Source organism: Vibrio sp. YT-17, from assembly GCF_033337375.1.
Taxonomy (GTDB): Bacteria; Pseudomonadota; Gammaproteobacteria; order Enterobacterales; family Vibrionaceae; genus Vibrio; species Vibrio alginolyticus.
Genome location: NZ_JAWOQP010000005.1, coordinates 57,929 through 73,479, shown reverse-complemented (window position 1 = coordinate 73,479; position 15,551 = coordinate 57,929). Strand labels below are relative to the sequence as shown.

Annotated in this window: 13 protein-coding genes and 1 tRNA gene; 7 read left to right on the top strand and 7 right to left on the bottom strand. The window is 44.8% G+C overall.

Features of this window, described 5'->3' with window-relative positions; translation table 11 throughout:
• The first annotated feature begins 30 nt into the window (after positions 1-30).
• Positions 31-177, top strand: a complete 147-nt coding sequence (locus R7F67_RS06805) for a DUF2256 domain-containing protein (protein ID WP_005374142.1) — start codon at positions 31-33, stop codon at positions 175-177.
• A gap of 61 nt (positions 178-238) precedes the next feature.
• Here the strand turns inward: R7F67_RS06805 and R7F67_RS06800 are convergent, their stop codons facing one another.
• Genes R7F67_RS06800 through R7F67_RS06790 form a run of 3 tightly spaced genes read right to left on the bottom strand, consistent with a single transcriptional unit; the run spans position 239 to position 3,842 of the window.
• Entirely contained in the window at positions 239-946 is a 708-nt protein-coding gene (locus tag R7F67_RS06800) for an SDR family oxidoreductase (protein WP_017819732.1), read from the bottom strand.
• On the bottom strand, positions 946-2,490 hold the full coding sequence (locus R7F67_RS06795) for a cryptochrome/photolyase family protein (RefSeq protein ID WP_005374147.1): 1,545 nt from the start codon (positions 2,488-2,490) through the stop codon (positions 946-948). Before R7F67_RS06795 ends, R7F67_RS06800 begins: the two co-directional genes overlap by 1 nt.
• Positions 2,490-3,842, bottom strand: a complete 1,353-nt coding sequence (locus R7F67_RS06790) for a DASH family cryptochrome (RefSeq protein WP_182015789.1) — start codon at positions 3,840-3,842, stop codon at positions 2,490-2,492. Before R7F67_RS06790 ends, R7F67_RS06795 begins: the two co-directional genes overlap by 1 nt.
• A 349-nt stretch (positions 3,843-4,191) precedes the next feature.
• Here R7F67_RS06790 and R7F67_RS06785 point away from each other — a divergent pair, with 349 nt between their 5' ends.
• Positions 4,192-5,205, top strand: a complete 1,014-nt coding sequence (locus R7F67_RS06785; RefSeq protein WP_005374150.1) for a GGDEF domain-containing protein — start codon at positions 4,192-4,194, stop codon at positions 5,203-5,205.
• A gap of 90 nt (positions 5,206-5,295) precedes the next feature.
• Here the strand turns inward: R7F67_RS06785 and R7F67_RS06780 are convergent, their stop codons facing one another.
• Entirely contained in the window at positions 5,296-5,874 is a 579-nt protein-coding gene (locus R7F67_RS06780; RefSeq protein WP_005374156.1) for a malate synthase, read from the bottom strand.
• A gap of 174 nt (positions 5,875-6,048) precedes the next feature.
• Between R7F67_RS06780 and R7F67_RS06775 the strand changes: the two genes are divergently transcribed.
• Positions 6,049-7,605, top strand: coding sequence for a DUF3612 domain-containing protein (locus R7F67_RS06775; RefSeq protein WP_225466069.1), 1,557 nt, complete (start codon positions 6,049-6,051; stop codon positions 7,603-7,605).
• 387 nt (positions 7,606-7,992) lie between these two features.
• Here R7F67_RS06775 and R7F67_RS06770 read toward each other — a convergent pair whose 3' ends face one another.
• Entirely contained in the window at positions 7,993-9,348 is a 1,356-nt protein-coding gene (locus tag R7F67_RS06770) for a sensor domain-containing diguanylate cyclase (RefSeq protein WP_258477699.1), read from the bottom strand.
• Between the two features lie 132 nt (positions 9,349-9,480).
• Here R7F67_RS06770 and R7F67_RS06765 point away from each other — a divergent pair, with 132 nt between their 5' ends.
• Entirely contained in the window at positions 9,481-10,086 is a 606-nt protein-coding gene (locus tag R7F67_RS06765) for an alpha-ketoglutarate-dependent dioxygenase AlkB family protein (protein WP_065275108.1), read from the top strand.
• A 69-nt stretch (positions 10,087-10,155) separates the two neighbouring features.
• The gene (locus R7F67_RS06760; protein WP_213914966.1) at positions 10,156-11,244 is read left to right on the top strand and encodes a DUF3541 domain-containing protein; all 1,089 of its coding nucleotides are present in this window, start codon (positions 10,156-10,158) and stop codon (positions 11,242-11,244) included.
• A gap of 54 nt (positions 11,245-11,298) precedes the next feature.
• On the opposite strand, the gene R7F67_RS06755 is transcribed toward R7F67_RS06760, so the two are convergent.
• A complete protein-coding gene (locus tag R7F67_RS06755) occupies positions 11,299-12,507 on the bottom strand; it encodes a NupC/NupG family nucleoside CNT transporter (RefSeq protein WP_017635515.1) in 1,209 nt (402 codons plus the stop codon).
• A gap of 561 nt (positions 12,508-13,068) precedes the next feature.
• Between R7F67_RS06755 and R7F67_RS06750 the strand changes: the two genes are divergently transcribed.
• Positions 13,069-13,152 (top strand) — tRNA-Leu (locus R7F67_RS06750).
• Between the two features lie 32 nt (positions 13,153-13,184).
• Positions 13,185-13,796: a DUF2913 family protein gene (locus tag R7F67_RS06745; protein ID WP_005374167.1), complete on the top strand. Its 612-nt coding sequence runs from the start codon at positions 13,185-13,187 to the stop codon at positions 13,794-13,796.
• Positions 13,797-13,874: 78 nt separating this feature from the next.
• On the opposite strand, the gene R7F67_RS06740 is transcribed toward R7F67_RS06745, so the two are convergent.
• Complete coding sequence (locus R7F67_RS06740) at positions 13,875-15,275, bottom strand: tryptophanase (RefSeq protein WP_053307136.1); 1,401 nt, start codon at positions 15,273-15,275, stop codon at positions 13,875-13,877.
• Positions 15,276-15,551: the final 276 nt, after the last annotated feature.

The window sequence follows — 15,551 nt, the reverse complement described above, 5'->3', positions numbered from 1 at the left end:
TAACCAAATTAGGAGTGAACATTCAGCGCGATGAAAGGTTTTAAATCCAACCTTCCCATGAAAGTCTGTCCGGTCTGTCAGCGCCCATTTTCTTGGAGAAAGAAGTGGGCGCGAAATTGGGAGGAAATCGTTTATTGTTCTGAGCGTTGCCGAAGAAATAAATCAACGAAAACGTAGGTCACTCCGACCCTCTCTGGAGTATGTTATTTCATTTGTATTAACGTTTGTACGCGTTCTCTTACCAAGGTAATAACGTCCCATCATAAGCCCAAAACGCCCCGCTATCTTGCGGGGTTGCTTTTTCTATCAAGCCTAACAAATCCTTAGCAACTCGCTCTGGCGTGAACAACTTTCCCTCTGGGACATTGGTTTGAAAAGGTGCCGACAAAGCGGTATCTGTGGTGCCAGGGTGAAGTGAAAGCACCGTGCCATGTTTGACCACTCTTTGCCATTCGATCGACATGGTTTTTAGGAACATGTTTAATGCGGCTTTCGATGCTCGATAGCTGTACCAACCACCTAACTGATTATCGCTAATGCTGCCAACTTTGGCCGAAATGGTCGCAAACTTGGGTGCAGTACTGCGCTTTAGCTTGGGCGTGAAGTATTTCGCCAACAGCAAACTTGGCAAAGTATTAACCGTGATGGTTTGCTGAAAGAAGTCTGCGTCGAGCGAGCTAAGATTCTTCTCAGGACCTTTCTCTTGGGTGTGCAACATACCAACACAGTTCACCAACCAATCGACGTGTTCAATCTGCTCACTGAACGCTTTTACCTGCTCGTCTTGCGATACATCCACTTGATGCCAAACGACATTTGGGTGTTGCCAATCTGGTTGCTGCTTACGATAAGTGGCATGCACGCGAGCTTGAGGAAACCGAGCTGCGGCTTCTCTCACCATCGCCAAACCAATTCCACCATTGCCACCGACGATGAGTATTTCCATCACAAGTTCTCCACGTTTTCTATGTAGTGCTCTGCGGTATCAAGAATCGCTTGGCGTTGTTGTTCTTCCATGTTGTCCCAAGAGCGGAAAATCATCCCGATTCGTGGATTGGCTGCGAGGCGCTTGTCGTGTTTGTTCATAAAGCGCCAATAAAGGCTGTTAAACGGACACGATCCTTCCCCACTCCTCGCCTTATTGTCGTAATGGCAACCCTTACAGTAGTCGCTCATTTTGTTGATGTAAGAACCACTCGCCGCGTAAGGTTTGGTGCCAACAATGCCGCCATCCGCAAACAATGCCATGCCACGTGTGTTCGGCATTTCGACCCATTCAATCGCATCAACATAGATACCGAGATACCACTCATCCACTTGATCTGGGTCGATCTCGGTTAGCAAGCAAAAGTTACCAGTGACCATCAATCGTTGGATGTGGTGTGCGTAGGCGTAATCGAGGGACTGCCCAATCGCATTGCGCATACAAGCCATTTTAGTTTCACCATTCCAGAAGAAATCTGGCAGCTTTCTTTCTGCGCCCAATTCGTTGTTTTTCGGGTAATGAGGCATGTTCGCCCAATAGACCCCTCGAATGTACTCTCGCCATCCTAAGATTTGGCGAATAAACCCTTCAACTTGAGAAATGTCGATGTCCGCGTTGGAATGAAATGCCTTGAGTGAAGCATCAATGACTTCTCTCGGGTGCAGTAATTTGCTGTTAAGCGAGAATGAAATTCGGCTGTGATACAAGCTCCACTTAGCGTCGTGCTGGCCTGTCATGGCATCTTGAAAACGTCCGAATAACGGCAGACAGACTTGGCAGAAATGCGCGAGTAAAGAGAGGCTTTGCGCGCGATTAATCGGCCACAACAAGTCCCCTTCGAGATTTCCGATGGTTTTGATGTCATGTCGTGCCAGCCGCTCAATAATGCCGTGGATGTCAGTACTGAACATCAAAGGTTGTGGCAGTTGTTCAATGTCTTTGGCTTTGAGCTTGTTACGATTATTGGCATCGTAATTCCATTTTCCGCCGACGGGCTTTCCGTCTTGCATCAAGATGTCGAAGCGCTTGCGCATACGGCGGTAAAAGTGCTCCATCATGATGTGTTTACCTTGAGGAAACTGCGATTCTATTTCCTCAAACGGCAACAAAAAATGTTCCGAGTCGACACAACGCGTCACGACCCCATCCAGCTTTAGTTTGGCTAACTGCTCCAGAAGACGGTATTCATCCGGGCGTTGATATTCAAACTTACTTGCACCAACTTCACTCGCGTAGTGTTGCAAGACTTGCTCAAGATCGTCGAAGGATTGTGTGTCATCCAACGTGAGGTGCAGAACTTGGTGACCTTCACTCTGACGCTCTTTCGCAAACTGTTCCATTGCGGAAAAGAACGCACACACTTTCTGAATATGATGCGTGACGTAAGTATTCTCTTGCTTGAGCTCCGCAATCAGGTAAAGCACTTGCTCATCCGGTTGCTGAAACCAAGAGTGCTCACTGTTAAGTTGATCGCCCAAGATCAATCGTACGGTTTCAAATTGCATTACGGTTTCTCCGATGACGAAGCTTTGTCACTGCTGCCCATCACAATCGGCCAATCGACCATGTCTACACTATCCAAATGCGCGCCAGGACAACGACCTTGCCACCTATCGATGAACTCCATGTGCGGGTCGTACATTTCGGTTTGCTTTTCGAGGTTGAATTGTCGTGAACCACGCGGATCAGCACCAACGCCTGCTAAGTATTGCCAATTTCCCCAGTTTGATGCCACATCGTAATCGACCAGTTGTGACTCAAAGTACGCCGCGCCATAACGCCAATCGAGGCCAAGCTCATGCACCAAACAACTGGCAACTAACTGTCTGCCACGATTCGACATATAACCCGTTTCATTAAGTTGGTGCATACACGCATTGACGATAGGAAATGGCGTTTCACCTTTCTTCCATTGTTGAAAACGGTGCGCGTAAAAGCTGGTGAGTGGTGCTCGATTTTGGATGCCACCGAATCGGAAGAGCTGTCGCTTGTGTCGACGGGCATACCAATAAAAGTATTCACGCCAAAGCAGTTCGAAGTAAATCCAGTAGGTTGAATCATTTGCACCATTCTCCGCTTCATAACGTTTCAACATGGCATAAATAGTTTTCGGAGAAACGCACCCATGAGCTAACCAAGGAGAGAACTTGGTGGAGTAATCCATGCCATCTAAACCGTTGCGTGTTTGTTTGTATTCACTGGCTAGTGTGGAAGCAAAATACTGGCGACAATGTTCAAGCCCGCGGCTTTCTCCACCATGAAACGCAGCTTTTGCGTCAAAGTAATATGCAGTAACGGAAGGAAGATTCACACCTAAAGGAATTGGAGGTAACGAACGGATACTCTCGTGGGGCCGAGAGATGTCTGAACCTTCAACTTGCTTTCTAAACTGCGTGAAAGTGGTAGGCAGATTGCTCAAGTCAAATGGCAGTTGTTCTTCCCTTAACAGGGTCCGGATTGCTTGCTGTTTTATTTTTACATGAGACGCGCCTTCAACTGCGCGATCTAACGCTTGTTGCTCATCCGAACCGGGAAAGGCGTCAGCATATATATGTGTGACGCCGAAGCGATTAACAGCATACTTGATTGCTTGATCGGGCGTTAGTTCAACCGCCCATAATCGCTGACCAAGGTGATTCAAAGATTGATTGAGTTCACTAAGCGATGAGTCGAGAAACTGCAATTTCGCGCGCCCGAAAGAGGCTTCCTGCGCAAAGTGATGCAAGTAAGGCGTCATTGAAGGGTAGCAATACAAGCAAATTAACTCGTCCATTTCTACACTGGCGCTTTTCAACAGTGGGTTGTCGTGCAATCGCAAGTCGTTCGTGAACCAATAAAGTCCTATTTTCTTTTTCAATTCGCACCCTCAGATGTTAATTCTTCGTCTACGAGTTCTTTTCACGGAGACCCTGACGTTAAGCCTTTTGATTTACTTGCTTTTATACGAAAACGAGAGTTTGACGATCATTAGGTTACTAGCGTTTACACGGAATCCATTTGCTGGATATCTCAAAACACGCAATACCACCAAATGCCTGTACATGTTTCATACTGATATTTTATAAAATTTGAATCCAACGGTATTGATCACGATCTTAATCACTCATTTTCTATATAAACCATGCAAAAGTGATAAAAATTAAAGCGACATTAGTTAATATCCGTTAATCTAAGCCCAATCCCATTTTGCTAGTACCATCGCAGAAATGACCGACGAGTTTAAGAAATCAACCGCTAATTTAAAAAAAGCGGTCCCACTGATGATCAAAAACCATGTTGCTGCCACGCCAGCCAACTACGCGCTTTGGTATACCTACGTTGACAAGACCATTCCAGAACTCAACTTTGAGTTAGACACGGTGTTAGAAAACTACGGTATTTGCCCGCCAGCAACCAATAAACAGCTTTACAACAACTATGTGGCCAGCAAAGCAGAAACCAGCCTTGAAGATCTTAGAACCAATGTAGAAGTTCTGCTACATGAAGTATCCAGTTCAATGAGCGATACAATTTCAGATACTTCCTCCTTTTCTGAGATGGTAGACAAAAGCTTTAATAAACTGGAAAAAGTTGAGGACAATAGCCTAAGCATTGAAGAAGTGATGGTAGTGATTCGTCAACTTGTCGCAGAGTCACACGAAATTCGTCACTCAACAAAGTTTTTGAATAGCCAATTGACTAACGCGAGTGAAGAAATTTCTCGCCTCAAAAACCAACTGGCTGAAGTACAGCAAGATGCGTTGTTCGATGGTTTGTCAAACCTATACAACCGCCGAGCATTTGACAAAGATCTCTCTTCACTTATTGCATCAAATCAGGCAATGACCTTGATCATGCTTGATATCGATCATTTCAAATCATTTAACGACAATTACGGGCACCTTTTTGGCGATACAGTATTAAAAGCCATTGCCCGCCGGCTACAACAAAGTTGTCGAGATGGGATATGTGCGTACCGTTTTGGTGGTGAAGAATTCGCGTTAATTGTACCTAACAAATCTCTGCGAATTGCTCGCCAATATGCAGACACACTACGCCGGATGATAGAAAAACTGCGTATCAGAGATAAGCGCTCAGGCACACAAGTTCACAGCATTACCGCTTCTTTTGGGGTAGCAGAATTTGAGCCGGGTGATACGCCTGAAGCCTTAATCAATAAAGCTGATAAACAGCTTTATGAAGCAAAACAACTCGGTCGTAACCGCGTGATGCCAATTTAAATAAACTGACTAAGCGAAAACGACTTTTACGATGAAAAAGAAAACCCCGCGACGTAAAGTGCGGGGTTTTTATATCCAATCATGAGTATCTTAATCGACGCTGTAGCAGTAACTTAGAATGTAGTCGTCACCATTTTTTGCGGTATATTCTTTATCTTCACTGCATGCCATCGGCTTACCTTTTTTGTCGCCTTTGATTAGACTTATCCAATGGCGCATCGCGGTTGGTGCATTGCCAGTTAGTTCAGGATGAAACGTCGTGCGAGTTTCCAATTGAATATCGTCAATGTCCACTAATTCCACGCAACCAGTGCCTTTGTGACAGCCAAACAGCACTTCTACATGATTGCCCGAATCATCTTTAAACAAAATCGACTTTGGATCTTCCTTTTCACCAGTGTACGCCACAAAATGTTTCGGGCTTTTCAGGCCGCTATGCGTACCGTCTTTGAAGTAAGCCAATACATGGCGATAATCAATTACGTAACTTGATACGTCTTGGTGCGACCCGTTCTCCAATGGGAACATGCGGTCAAGCAGTTGCTTCGCTTTTACTTGTTTCTCACTCTGCTGCTCGGCACTTACCGCTTCGACGGCAAATACGGCTTCAGCGATAAATGGGCGTTGTTGTTGTTGCATCTCTTTTTTATCGAAGTTCAGCATATTCATCGTCATATCCTCGCACTTAAAAACTCGTCCTAGAGTAAAAACTTAAATCCTTTATTTAAGTTTCAGGCAATTCTGTGAAGTGGATGGTTAATTTCCTTGCCTGCTCATTATGTAGACTAGCGAAATATTGACTACAATTTCACAACAAAAATTTTACAATGTGAATTTTACAAAATGTCTGTGTCAAAAAGCCTTATTCGTCAGTCTCATTTTCTTGGTACGAAAATTCGTAATCTAAGAAAAAACAACCATTTAACGATGGAGGATTTATCTGCCCGTTGTGTAAGAATTAATCCAGAGTACGCTCCTTCGGTTTCTTACCTTTCGATGATTGAGCGCGGAAAACGCGTACCGAGTATCGATATGCTCGAAGTGATCGCGGAAGTTTTTCAAAAAGATCCTGCGTGGTTTTTAGATGATGAACCCGAATTAGAAGCCATCACACCCAACAAAGGGAATCGTGGTGGGATTAGTGGCATGGCGCTGGAGCCGAGCTTCCTGTTCTCCAATGATATTCTTCAAATCGCGATACCAGAAATGCTCTCCCAAACAGGTATCACAGGGCGTCAATTCGCCCACTTACTGATCCGTGCACACCAAGAGAACCACCAAAACCATTTCCCAGACTTAGAACGGGCAGCGGAAGAAGTGGGCTTAAAGCGACTTAATCTGTCAGTGGAAGATCTGATCGACATTGCAAAGAGTATGGGGTTGGATATTCGCTGGGTAGACCGAGCGCCACAAGATGTGATTGATGAACTGGGCGTCAGCGCCAAACAGTTGATTACGTCTTTCATGGAGCCACCTGGGACTATTTATCTCAATAAACGAATGCGTGACTATCCAACCCGATTGAAGTATGACTTGGCGGTATATATCGGCCATCGAGTGCTCCATAGCAGCGATGCAATGAATAACGTTTTATCTATCGGGCATCAAAACAATTGGGAGCAAATGGACAGCCCTGTGTCGAACTCTGAACTCAATTCGCAAGATATCCTGCAAGCTTGGCGTGATTTTGAGTCCAGCTTCTTTGCCGGTGCCCTACTCTGCCCCAAAGTACCCTTTCGTCAGTTGCTTGACCGTTCTGGTTACGAGATTGATGTTCACAAAAAGGCGGGGGTTTCTCCTTCCGTTGCAATGCGTCGCATGACGGTGGTCTCGCCTTACCCTCATTGGCACTATTTTGATGCCTATGGCCCTGGCAAGTTAAAAGCCGTGTATCGCGGAAATGGTATTCCATTGCCTTGGGGCAACATGCGCAAAGTGAACGACCCTTGCCAGCACTGGGCCGTATTCCGACGCCTTTCCCAGCCTTTGGATACCAGTTCAGCGCAAATTTCGATTTTAAATGTTGGCGACGAGCCACGTATCTACTGCTGCGAATCGGTCAACGTATTTGATCCTGCGGGGAATAATCGCGTGCTATGTGCCGGTATTGATCTTAACCCTGCCATTTCTGCACAAGGTGGCGACGCCGTTTCTATAGCGGAAGAACTTAAGTCCCTTTGTGTCGCTTCCGGCGGAAGTAGTGTTATTCCTCCCCACATCAAAAAAGACTTAACGACTATCGCTAAGATATTAAACATCAACTGGATAGAGCGCGGGATTCAAACCCAAGCAAGGTTGATCTGCTCCAGAGGGGCGGTTTGTCCAAGACAACCTAGTTGTTACAGCAAGTGCGGAGAAGCTGATGAGACGGGCAACGATGTGAATATCATCAGGCTTTAGAAAGAAAAAACGCCAATCACAATAAACGTGATTGGCGGTATATACTTGTGAACAATTTGTATTCACTAACAACGTCAGTTGGCTAGGTGACCCTCGGCTTAATAAGGGTCACTCTAAGTAAAGCACGATGCGTGCCAACTTTAAAAAAGCCGTTTTTTAGTAGATCCAGATGCATATCGTTGCTTTATTAACCATTAATTTCGCAAACTGCATTTGCAAAATGCAACATTATGCAAATATGCCACTGAATGCACTGCTAATAACGACTCTCTCAGCAAAGTGTCTGTGAACATATGAAGTCACATATTCTTGCACCTCAATGATGATGAGATTTCGGGCTCCCAACTTTACCATTCCTCTAACCCCTTATTGAAACTGGGTTCAGGCTCATCCGCCATGCTTTTGTTGATACATTCTCTCATCGGCTATTTTCATCATTTGCTCAGGAGATGACATTTTCGGGTCAAATATCGCGTACCCAATACTGGCTTTCAAATAGATAAGCGTTTCATCGTAAATGACGGGCGTCGAGCATAGCGCTAATCGAAGTTTTTGTAGAAGGGACTGAACATTTTCTTCCGTTCCAGGGTGATGGACTACAACTAAAAACTCATCACCGCCCATTCTGGCCACGATGTCTGATTTACGCAGAGAGCTTTTTACCCTTTCAGCCGTAGCGATTAAAACTTTGTCACCTGCGTCGTGACCATAGGTGTCGTTAATGTGTTTAAACCTATCTAGGTCAATATTAATTAAGGCGAAGCTATAACGCTTTTTATAACGTTTCGCTATTTCGAACTGCTGCTTGTAAAACTTCATAAAATAGCGACGGTTTGGTAAATTCGTGAGTTCATCGTGTAAAGCTCTGTCATCTGCAATGGTATACAGTCGATAAATGGCGAACAGCGCGAGGCTAAGTGCGAATATAATGGGATAGCCGATTACTCTAGCTAAATGCAACTGATGCCAAGAGATTTGGCGATCAGCTTTGCCTCCAGAGAAAACCACCATACTCCACCCACCATAAGGAAAATGAACCATCTCTTTTGCATATGCCATGCTACTTACACTTTGCGCGCCAAAGAAAGCATCACCAAATGAGCCACCGCTATCGTAACCACGGATCATTAAAGGGTAACGATACGAGAAATCAATTACGCCGGTTTCTCTCATCAGAGCATCGAAATCAATCACCGCACTGATCACTCCCCAGTAGTCCTGATTCATTGGAGGATCAAGAAAAACAGGCACACGCACGATCAAACCTCGGCCACCTTGAATCAAAGTCACTGGCCCTGCGATGAAAATTTCTTGTACATCCTTGGCTTTTTGCACCTGTACCCACTGCTGTGGCACTGCGCGGTAATCAAGGCCGATTAGGCGCTCATTACCTTGGCGTGGAAATACATGACTAATTACATCATTTTTCGCGATACCGATGATTGTAATATGTTTACTTTTATTTAGGATTCGGTGAGCGGCGATACTCAATTCTTCTTCTTGGTTTTTAGGAAGTAACGTAATGAGTGTCGCTAAAGTACTGGCTTTGTAGATATCCGCCATAAGTACCGCTTCCAAATTGGAACGGAGAATGGAAAGTTGTTCTTTGGCCTCAACTTGAACTCGCTCTTTGTGAAGCTCTTGCTGGTTTCGATTTAACAGCTCGATAACCCCAATACACAAAGCGAAAAAGGTGAGGAAGAACAATGCAAAATAGCATCGTTTTCTGGGTAAATAACGCATTTTCTCCCCACAACTCGTATACAACTACGAGATTTTTTATTTATTGTTAAAATTCTTATTATCACAAGAATAACCAATCATAATCAGAAAGGTAACAGTGATTGACAACTTTTATGTTTTAGGTGTGAGATGATGCATCAACAAGGCGATTTATTTGGCGGCGATCTATGGCAAGAAGTAGAAAGAGGAAAACTTTATTATGATCCTCAATTTCTTAACCATCTTGAGGCGGATAATTACTTTGACCAACTTCGAAAGACACTGCCATGGCACCAAGAACACATTACTATGTTCGGCAAGTCAGTACTTCAACCTCGCTTACAAGCGTGGCACGGTGATGCAGCATATACTTACTCAGGCTTAACCATGCAGCCTCACCCTTGGACTCCTGAGTTAACTCAGCTCAAAGTGCGTTGTGAATCAGTTGCTGATGTCACTTTTAATTCTGTTCTCGCTAACTTATATCGACACGGCCAAGACTCAATGGGCTGGCACCAAGATAATGAACCAGAGTTAGGTAGAAACCCTGTTATCGCATCTTTGAACTTAGGTGAAACACGTCGATTTTTGCTTAGAAATTTACATTGTAAAACTGAGATTGAATATGAGCTTTCTCACGGCTCCTTACTGATTATGGCTGGCGAGCTACAGCATCACTGGAAGCACTGCGTACCAAAAACCGCGAAAACCAAAGGTGAACGTATCAACCTGACTTTTAGGCAAATTTTTAACTATTGACTCAGCTTTTACATTCTCAATTAATATTGATGGTAGGTTTAGGTTCAGGACTTCATAGGGAATGGATTTATGCGTATTAAACCTCTTAGCTTAGCGGTCTTACTCTCTTGCTCACTTACCTTTGCAGCTCAGGCATCACAGGAAGAGGTACCGCTTCTCGATAATACTCAATCAGCGCAGTTGATTCGTAGTACCTACGAACAGGAACTGTTCACTTTCCCGGCGTTTAAAGAGGGCCATTTTGGCTTACGCATGTACCGCCAAACATTAGATGAGAAATATCACGCTGCCATTTGGACCGACATGGCACAAGTAGCCAGCCGGTTAAACCAATTTGCTAATGAAGTTGTTGAACCAGAAGACATCATTCTCTATTCATCTCAAAGGCTGACCACGTATCAAGAGAAAGAAACCGAACGAGGGCAGCGACGCTATACCGTGACTAAACACCATCCTGAGTACCTTTATCTTGGTGTGGATTTGCTTGGCGCAATGGCAAGAGCAAACGAATACGACCTAAAGCATAAACAAGACAAAACGCTGAGAAAAATTATTAGGCGCTACGATTTCTCGCGTTACGTTACGGACAAAGAGATGATAGAAGCATGGGCAGCTCAGCTTGCAAACCAAGTCTACTGGCTTCGTCAGTTAGGAGAGCAAGATGTGGTCGAGGAATTCACTCAAACCTTCCGTGACACCTACCCCGACGATAAAGATAAGATGCTTTCAGCTCAGCAGTATTGGAACAAACTCTATGGGATGACGCACATCATCTTTGCCGATTCACAGTATTATCAGGAGCGAGTAAGCGAGAAGAAACACCAATGGATTTATGATTACTTTCGCAACAATATCGACACTATCCTACTGCGCGCCAAAGAAGACGTGATTGCGGAAGTCGGCATTTCGTTTTTGTTAGCAGGCTTGGACCATGATCCGGTCGTAAAGAAAACCCGCCAAGCCATTCGTCACGCAATCAACGCAGAAAAAGGGATGATTCCGTCGGTCGACGGTAACTTTGATCTCAAGTACGGCGAACACCGTAACGTGCTAGCCATCATGCTGCTCGATTGGAAAGGGGTACATAAAGCGCCAACTTATCAAGAGCACCCAGAGGCTTTTAAATCGATACCTTACGGCTTAATGCCCAAGCCTTAGAAATAACAAAACCCGCCATTTAGGCGGGTGTTTAGTGTGTATCTTCAATCTAAATTAGAGAGAGATAAAAATGCCCGCTAAGCACGCACTCATCAGGTTAGCGAGTGTACCAGCAGCAACCGCTTTTAGGCCTAGACTTGCAACATCTTTGCGGCGCTCAGGTGCCATCACGCCGATAGAACCCAACTGAATCGCAATTGAGCCAATGTTCGCAAAACCACACAACGCAAAAGTGATAATAATTTGAGTATGCTCAGACAGTGTCGCTTTGTGCTGCACAAAATCGATAAACGCAACAAACTCATTCATCACCACTTTCTGACCAATGTATGAACCCGCAGCTAGGATTTCGTGGCTTGGCACACCAATCAACCATGCGAGAGGTGCAAACAAATAACCAAAAATCGCTTGTAGCGTTACGCCAGAGAAACCAAGTATCTCACCCAAGTTTTCTAGCCCCGTGTTCACCATCGCGATAACACTCACGAAAGCGATAAGCATGGTACCAACAGCAACAGCAACTTTCATACCGCCCATAGCACCGCTTGCTAGCGCATCAATTACGTTGCTTTCTTCTGATTTATCTAGCTCAATATTGTTGTAATCGCTTGGCGTTTGACGCTCAGGAACGATAATTTTTGCCATCATCAAACTACCTGGCGCTGCCATAAAGCTTGCCGCGATCAAGTATTTGAGGTCGACACCCAAACCAGCATAACCACCAAGCACACTGCCCGCCACTGAAGCCATACCACCAGCCATCACGGCAAACAGTTCAGAGCGAGTCATGTTAGAAAGAAATGGACGAATAAGAAGTGGTGACTCGCCTTGAGATAAGAAGATGTTCCCTGTTGCAACCAAAGACTCTGCTTTACTCGTACCCAAGAACTTCTGGATAGCGCCGCCAATAAATTGAATTACTTTTTGCATAATGCCCAAATAGTAAAGGGCGGAGATAAGAGCACTGAAGAAGATGATGATAGGAAGGACACGAATAGCGAAGATAAAGCCAGAAGAAGCGAGGTCACCAAAGAGGAATTTAATCCCTTCATCAGCAAAGCTGAGTAGCCCCGCGACCCCATTACTTAAACTCGCCAGCGCCGCTTGACCCAACGGGAAATAGAGCACCAAAGCAGCAAACCCCATTTGTAGCATCAAGGCGCGAGATACAGTTTTCCAATTAATGGAAGAACGACCCTCAGAAAGTAGGAAAGCACAACCTAGCAGTGCAACAATACCAAATAGACTAAATAGAACACTCATGAGCTGGACCTACTAAACGTTGAAAAAGAAAAAAGAGCCAAAGGAATTGGCAGAAGAAAGGGACAACGCAGCGAGTGATAACTCACTTTTAGATCCAGAATGTAGACAGAACGAATAGTTCGACATCTTATTTTTACCTTATACAAGCAATTGAACGTAGCTGGTCCGGTCCGTGGGGTCATTCACTGCTGGCGAGCATGTTGCTTGGCCTGCTCCATGTGACGGCTTGTATGGGTAAGGGTCCTGAACAACTAAACCCTAATTCCCGCTTAAACGGGACGCAAGTATAGCCAACAAAAAGAGATATTCATCACATTTATTTACGCAAACGTTCAAGCGTTCAAAATTTAGGCAAAAGTACTCTTTTGTCGTCATACTATTAATAAAAGTAAGGGCATAAGGATAGGCGTTGATGGTAAAAAACATAAAAGTGACCAATAAATATGCAATCAAACTCGAAAGAGCCAAAATTCGTCATTTTGCTCTCGCCAACAGGTGGATTTTGGTTATACAATTCGCGTTGCTTCTTTCGAGGCCTCTGAGTATTCAGAGCATCATGATGCCGAGATGGTGAAATTGGTAGACACGCTAGCATGAGGTGCTAGTGCCTTTGGTGTGAGGGTTCGAGTCCCTCTCTCGGCACCATTATCCTTCTTCCCTAATTTTGTTCGAGTGTAATGCAAAGTTCTAAGCAGGCAAGACAGTCTACAGATGCTAATCAACTTCTGAGTGAGCTTGCGGTTCACGCTTTATTACACCTGCACTTTAAAATTCACGCGTCCTCGCATGGCCTCTCCCTTAAAGAACGTAATGACTTACTTCAGAAATGGCTGAAACCAAAACTGAAGAGTAATCGCTATAAGCTGATTAAAAAGCCGTTAAAATCTTTGACTCAGCAGGCAAAAGGTGAGAACGGAAATCTGGAAGCATTACTCGAGCGCTGCGTCGGTGCAGACAAACCCAGCAACCCTCAACCCGATCTAGATAGCTACTTGCTGCTGATCAACGAGATTGAGAAGAAACTGGGGACTACCGTGTTATTATCTCGACCGGAAGACGTCGACTTATCTCACGACCAACACGGCTGTTTGCTGTGTGTGCTTTCTGAGAACTTAAATCAGCACTTCGATGATAATAACGCCCTAATCGCTCCTATTTCGATGCTGTTCCGCGGACCAATGAGTCAACGTTCACTTTTTCTTGGCAGCATTTACGCCAGTGGTACCTTCAATTATGAAGTGCAGTATCAAGACGACCAGTTCGTTCGCATCACATTAGAGTTGGCGTAAGTGTAACGCTAAGAAATAAACGAATCGAAAAAGGCCGCGAAACTCGCGGCCTTTTGCTTATCTAGATTTAAACTTGAGTTAATCGATCTCTTTAAATCGAGCAGTAAAGTGGCGCAGCACTGGTGGCTCGTACTCGAAAGTGAGCCCTTTTAACTCATGTGCACGATTTTTCAGTTCGATAATCGCATCCGCAATGTAATCCATATGATCGTTTGTGTAGACACGACGTGGAATGGTCAAACGCATCAACTCAAGCTCTGACACTTTTTGTTTACCCGTTTCCGGATCTCGACCAAGCAGCAACGATCCTATCTCTACTGCTCGAATACCCGCTTCCAAGTACAAAGCATTACACAATACCTGCGCAGGAAACTGATCCGCTGGAATATGTGGCAAAATCTTAGCGGCATCCACAAACACCGCATGACCACCCGTTGGGTATTGAATCGGAATACCGCCTTCACGTAAGCGCTCACCTAAGTATTGAACTTGGCTAATTCTATAGTGAAGAAAATCCTCATCCGCGGCTTCATACAAACCGCGAGCGAGCGCTTCCATATCACGCCCAGCCATGCCGCCGTATGTTACAAATCCTTCCATGGGTACGCAGCGCGTCTGCACCGCCTGGAACAACTCCTTATGATCACGAATACAACACATGCCACCAATGTTTACCATCGGGTCTTTCTTAGCTGACATGGTGAGCATATCACCGTACTGGTACATCTCACGGATGATTTCCAGAATCGATTTATTCTCGTAACCCGCTTCACGCTGCTTGATAAAGTAGGCGTTCTCACAGTAACGAGCCGAGTCAATCACCACTGGAATATCGTACTTGGTTGCAATCTCGTACACACTGCGCATGTTTTCCATCGACACAGGCTGACCACCGGAGCTATTACAAGTAATCGTGGTGATAATTGCACAAATGTTATGCGAACCGTGCGCTTCAATTGTTGCCACCAGCTTATCGATATCAAAATTGCCCTTCCAATCATAAGGCGTAGTGGTGTCGAATGCTTCTTCCGTTACCACGTTAATCGCTTTACCGCCATTGAGTTCAATGTGACCCGCTGTGGTATCAAAATGGTAGTTCGAGATAAATACTGGCGTTTCGCCACCACGCACCTGACGCATACGCTCAATCAAAGCTGGGAACAAAATTTGCTCGGCACCACGCCCTTGGTGTGCAGGCACGGTGAGCTTATAACCGAAGAAGTGCTCCACTGCATCACACAGGTTGTAGTAATTTCGACTCCCCGCATAGGATTCATCCCCCATCATGATGCCAGCCCACTGATTATCACTCATGGCACCAGTGCCAGAGTCAGTCAGCAAATCGATATAAACATCATCACTACGAAGAAGAAATGGATTATAGCCCGCTTCTTTTAACGCGACTTCACGGTCTGCCAAAGTCGTCATTTTGATTGGCTCAACCATTTTGATACGGAAAGGTTCTGGAATACGTTTCATTGTTAATTTCCTTATACGCATTGCCCTACGCAGTTTCACGTAAGACTAAAAAACAAATAGATAGAATGCTTTTCAATGCGATTGCATTGAGGAAATCAACGAGAAGAGATTTTACTAAGAAGAGACAAGCAGTAGTCTAGGTTATACCAGAACGACAGCACCAAACGGCTATCGAGAATATCCTTTATTCTCATCGTCTTCGTCCTCCTGATAAAAATAAAAAGTCAGAAACCCCATGTCTCTGACCTTTTCAATATAGTGCAGTTTTCAATCAAT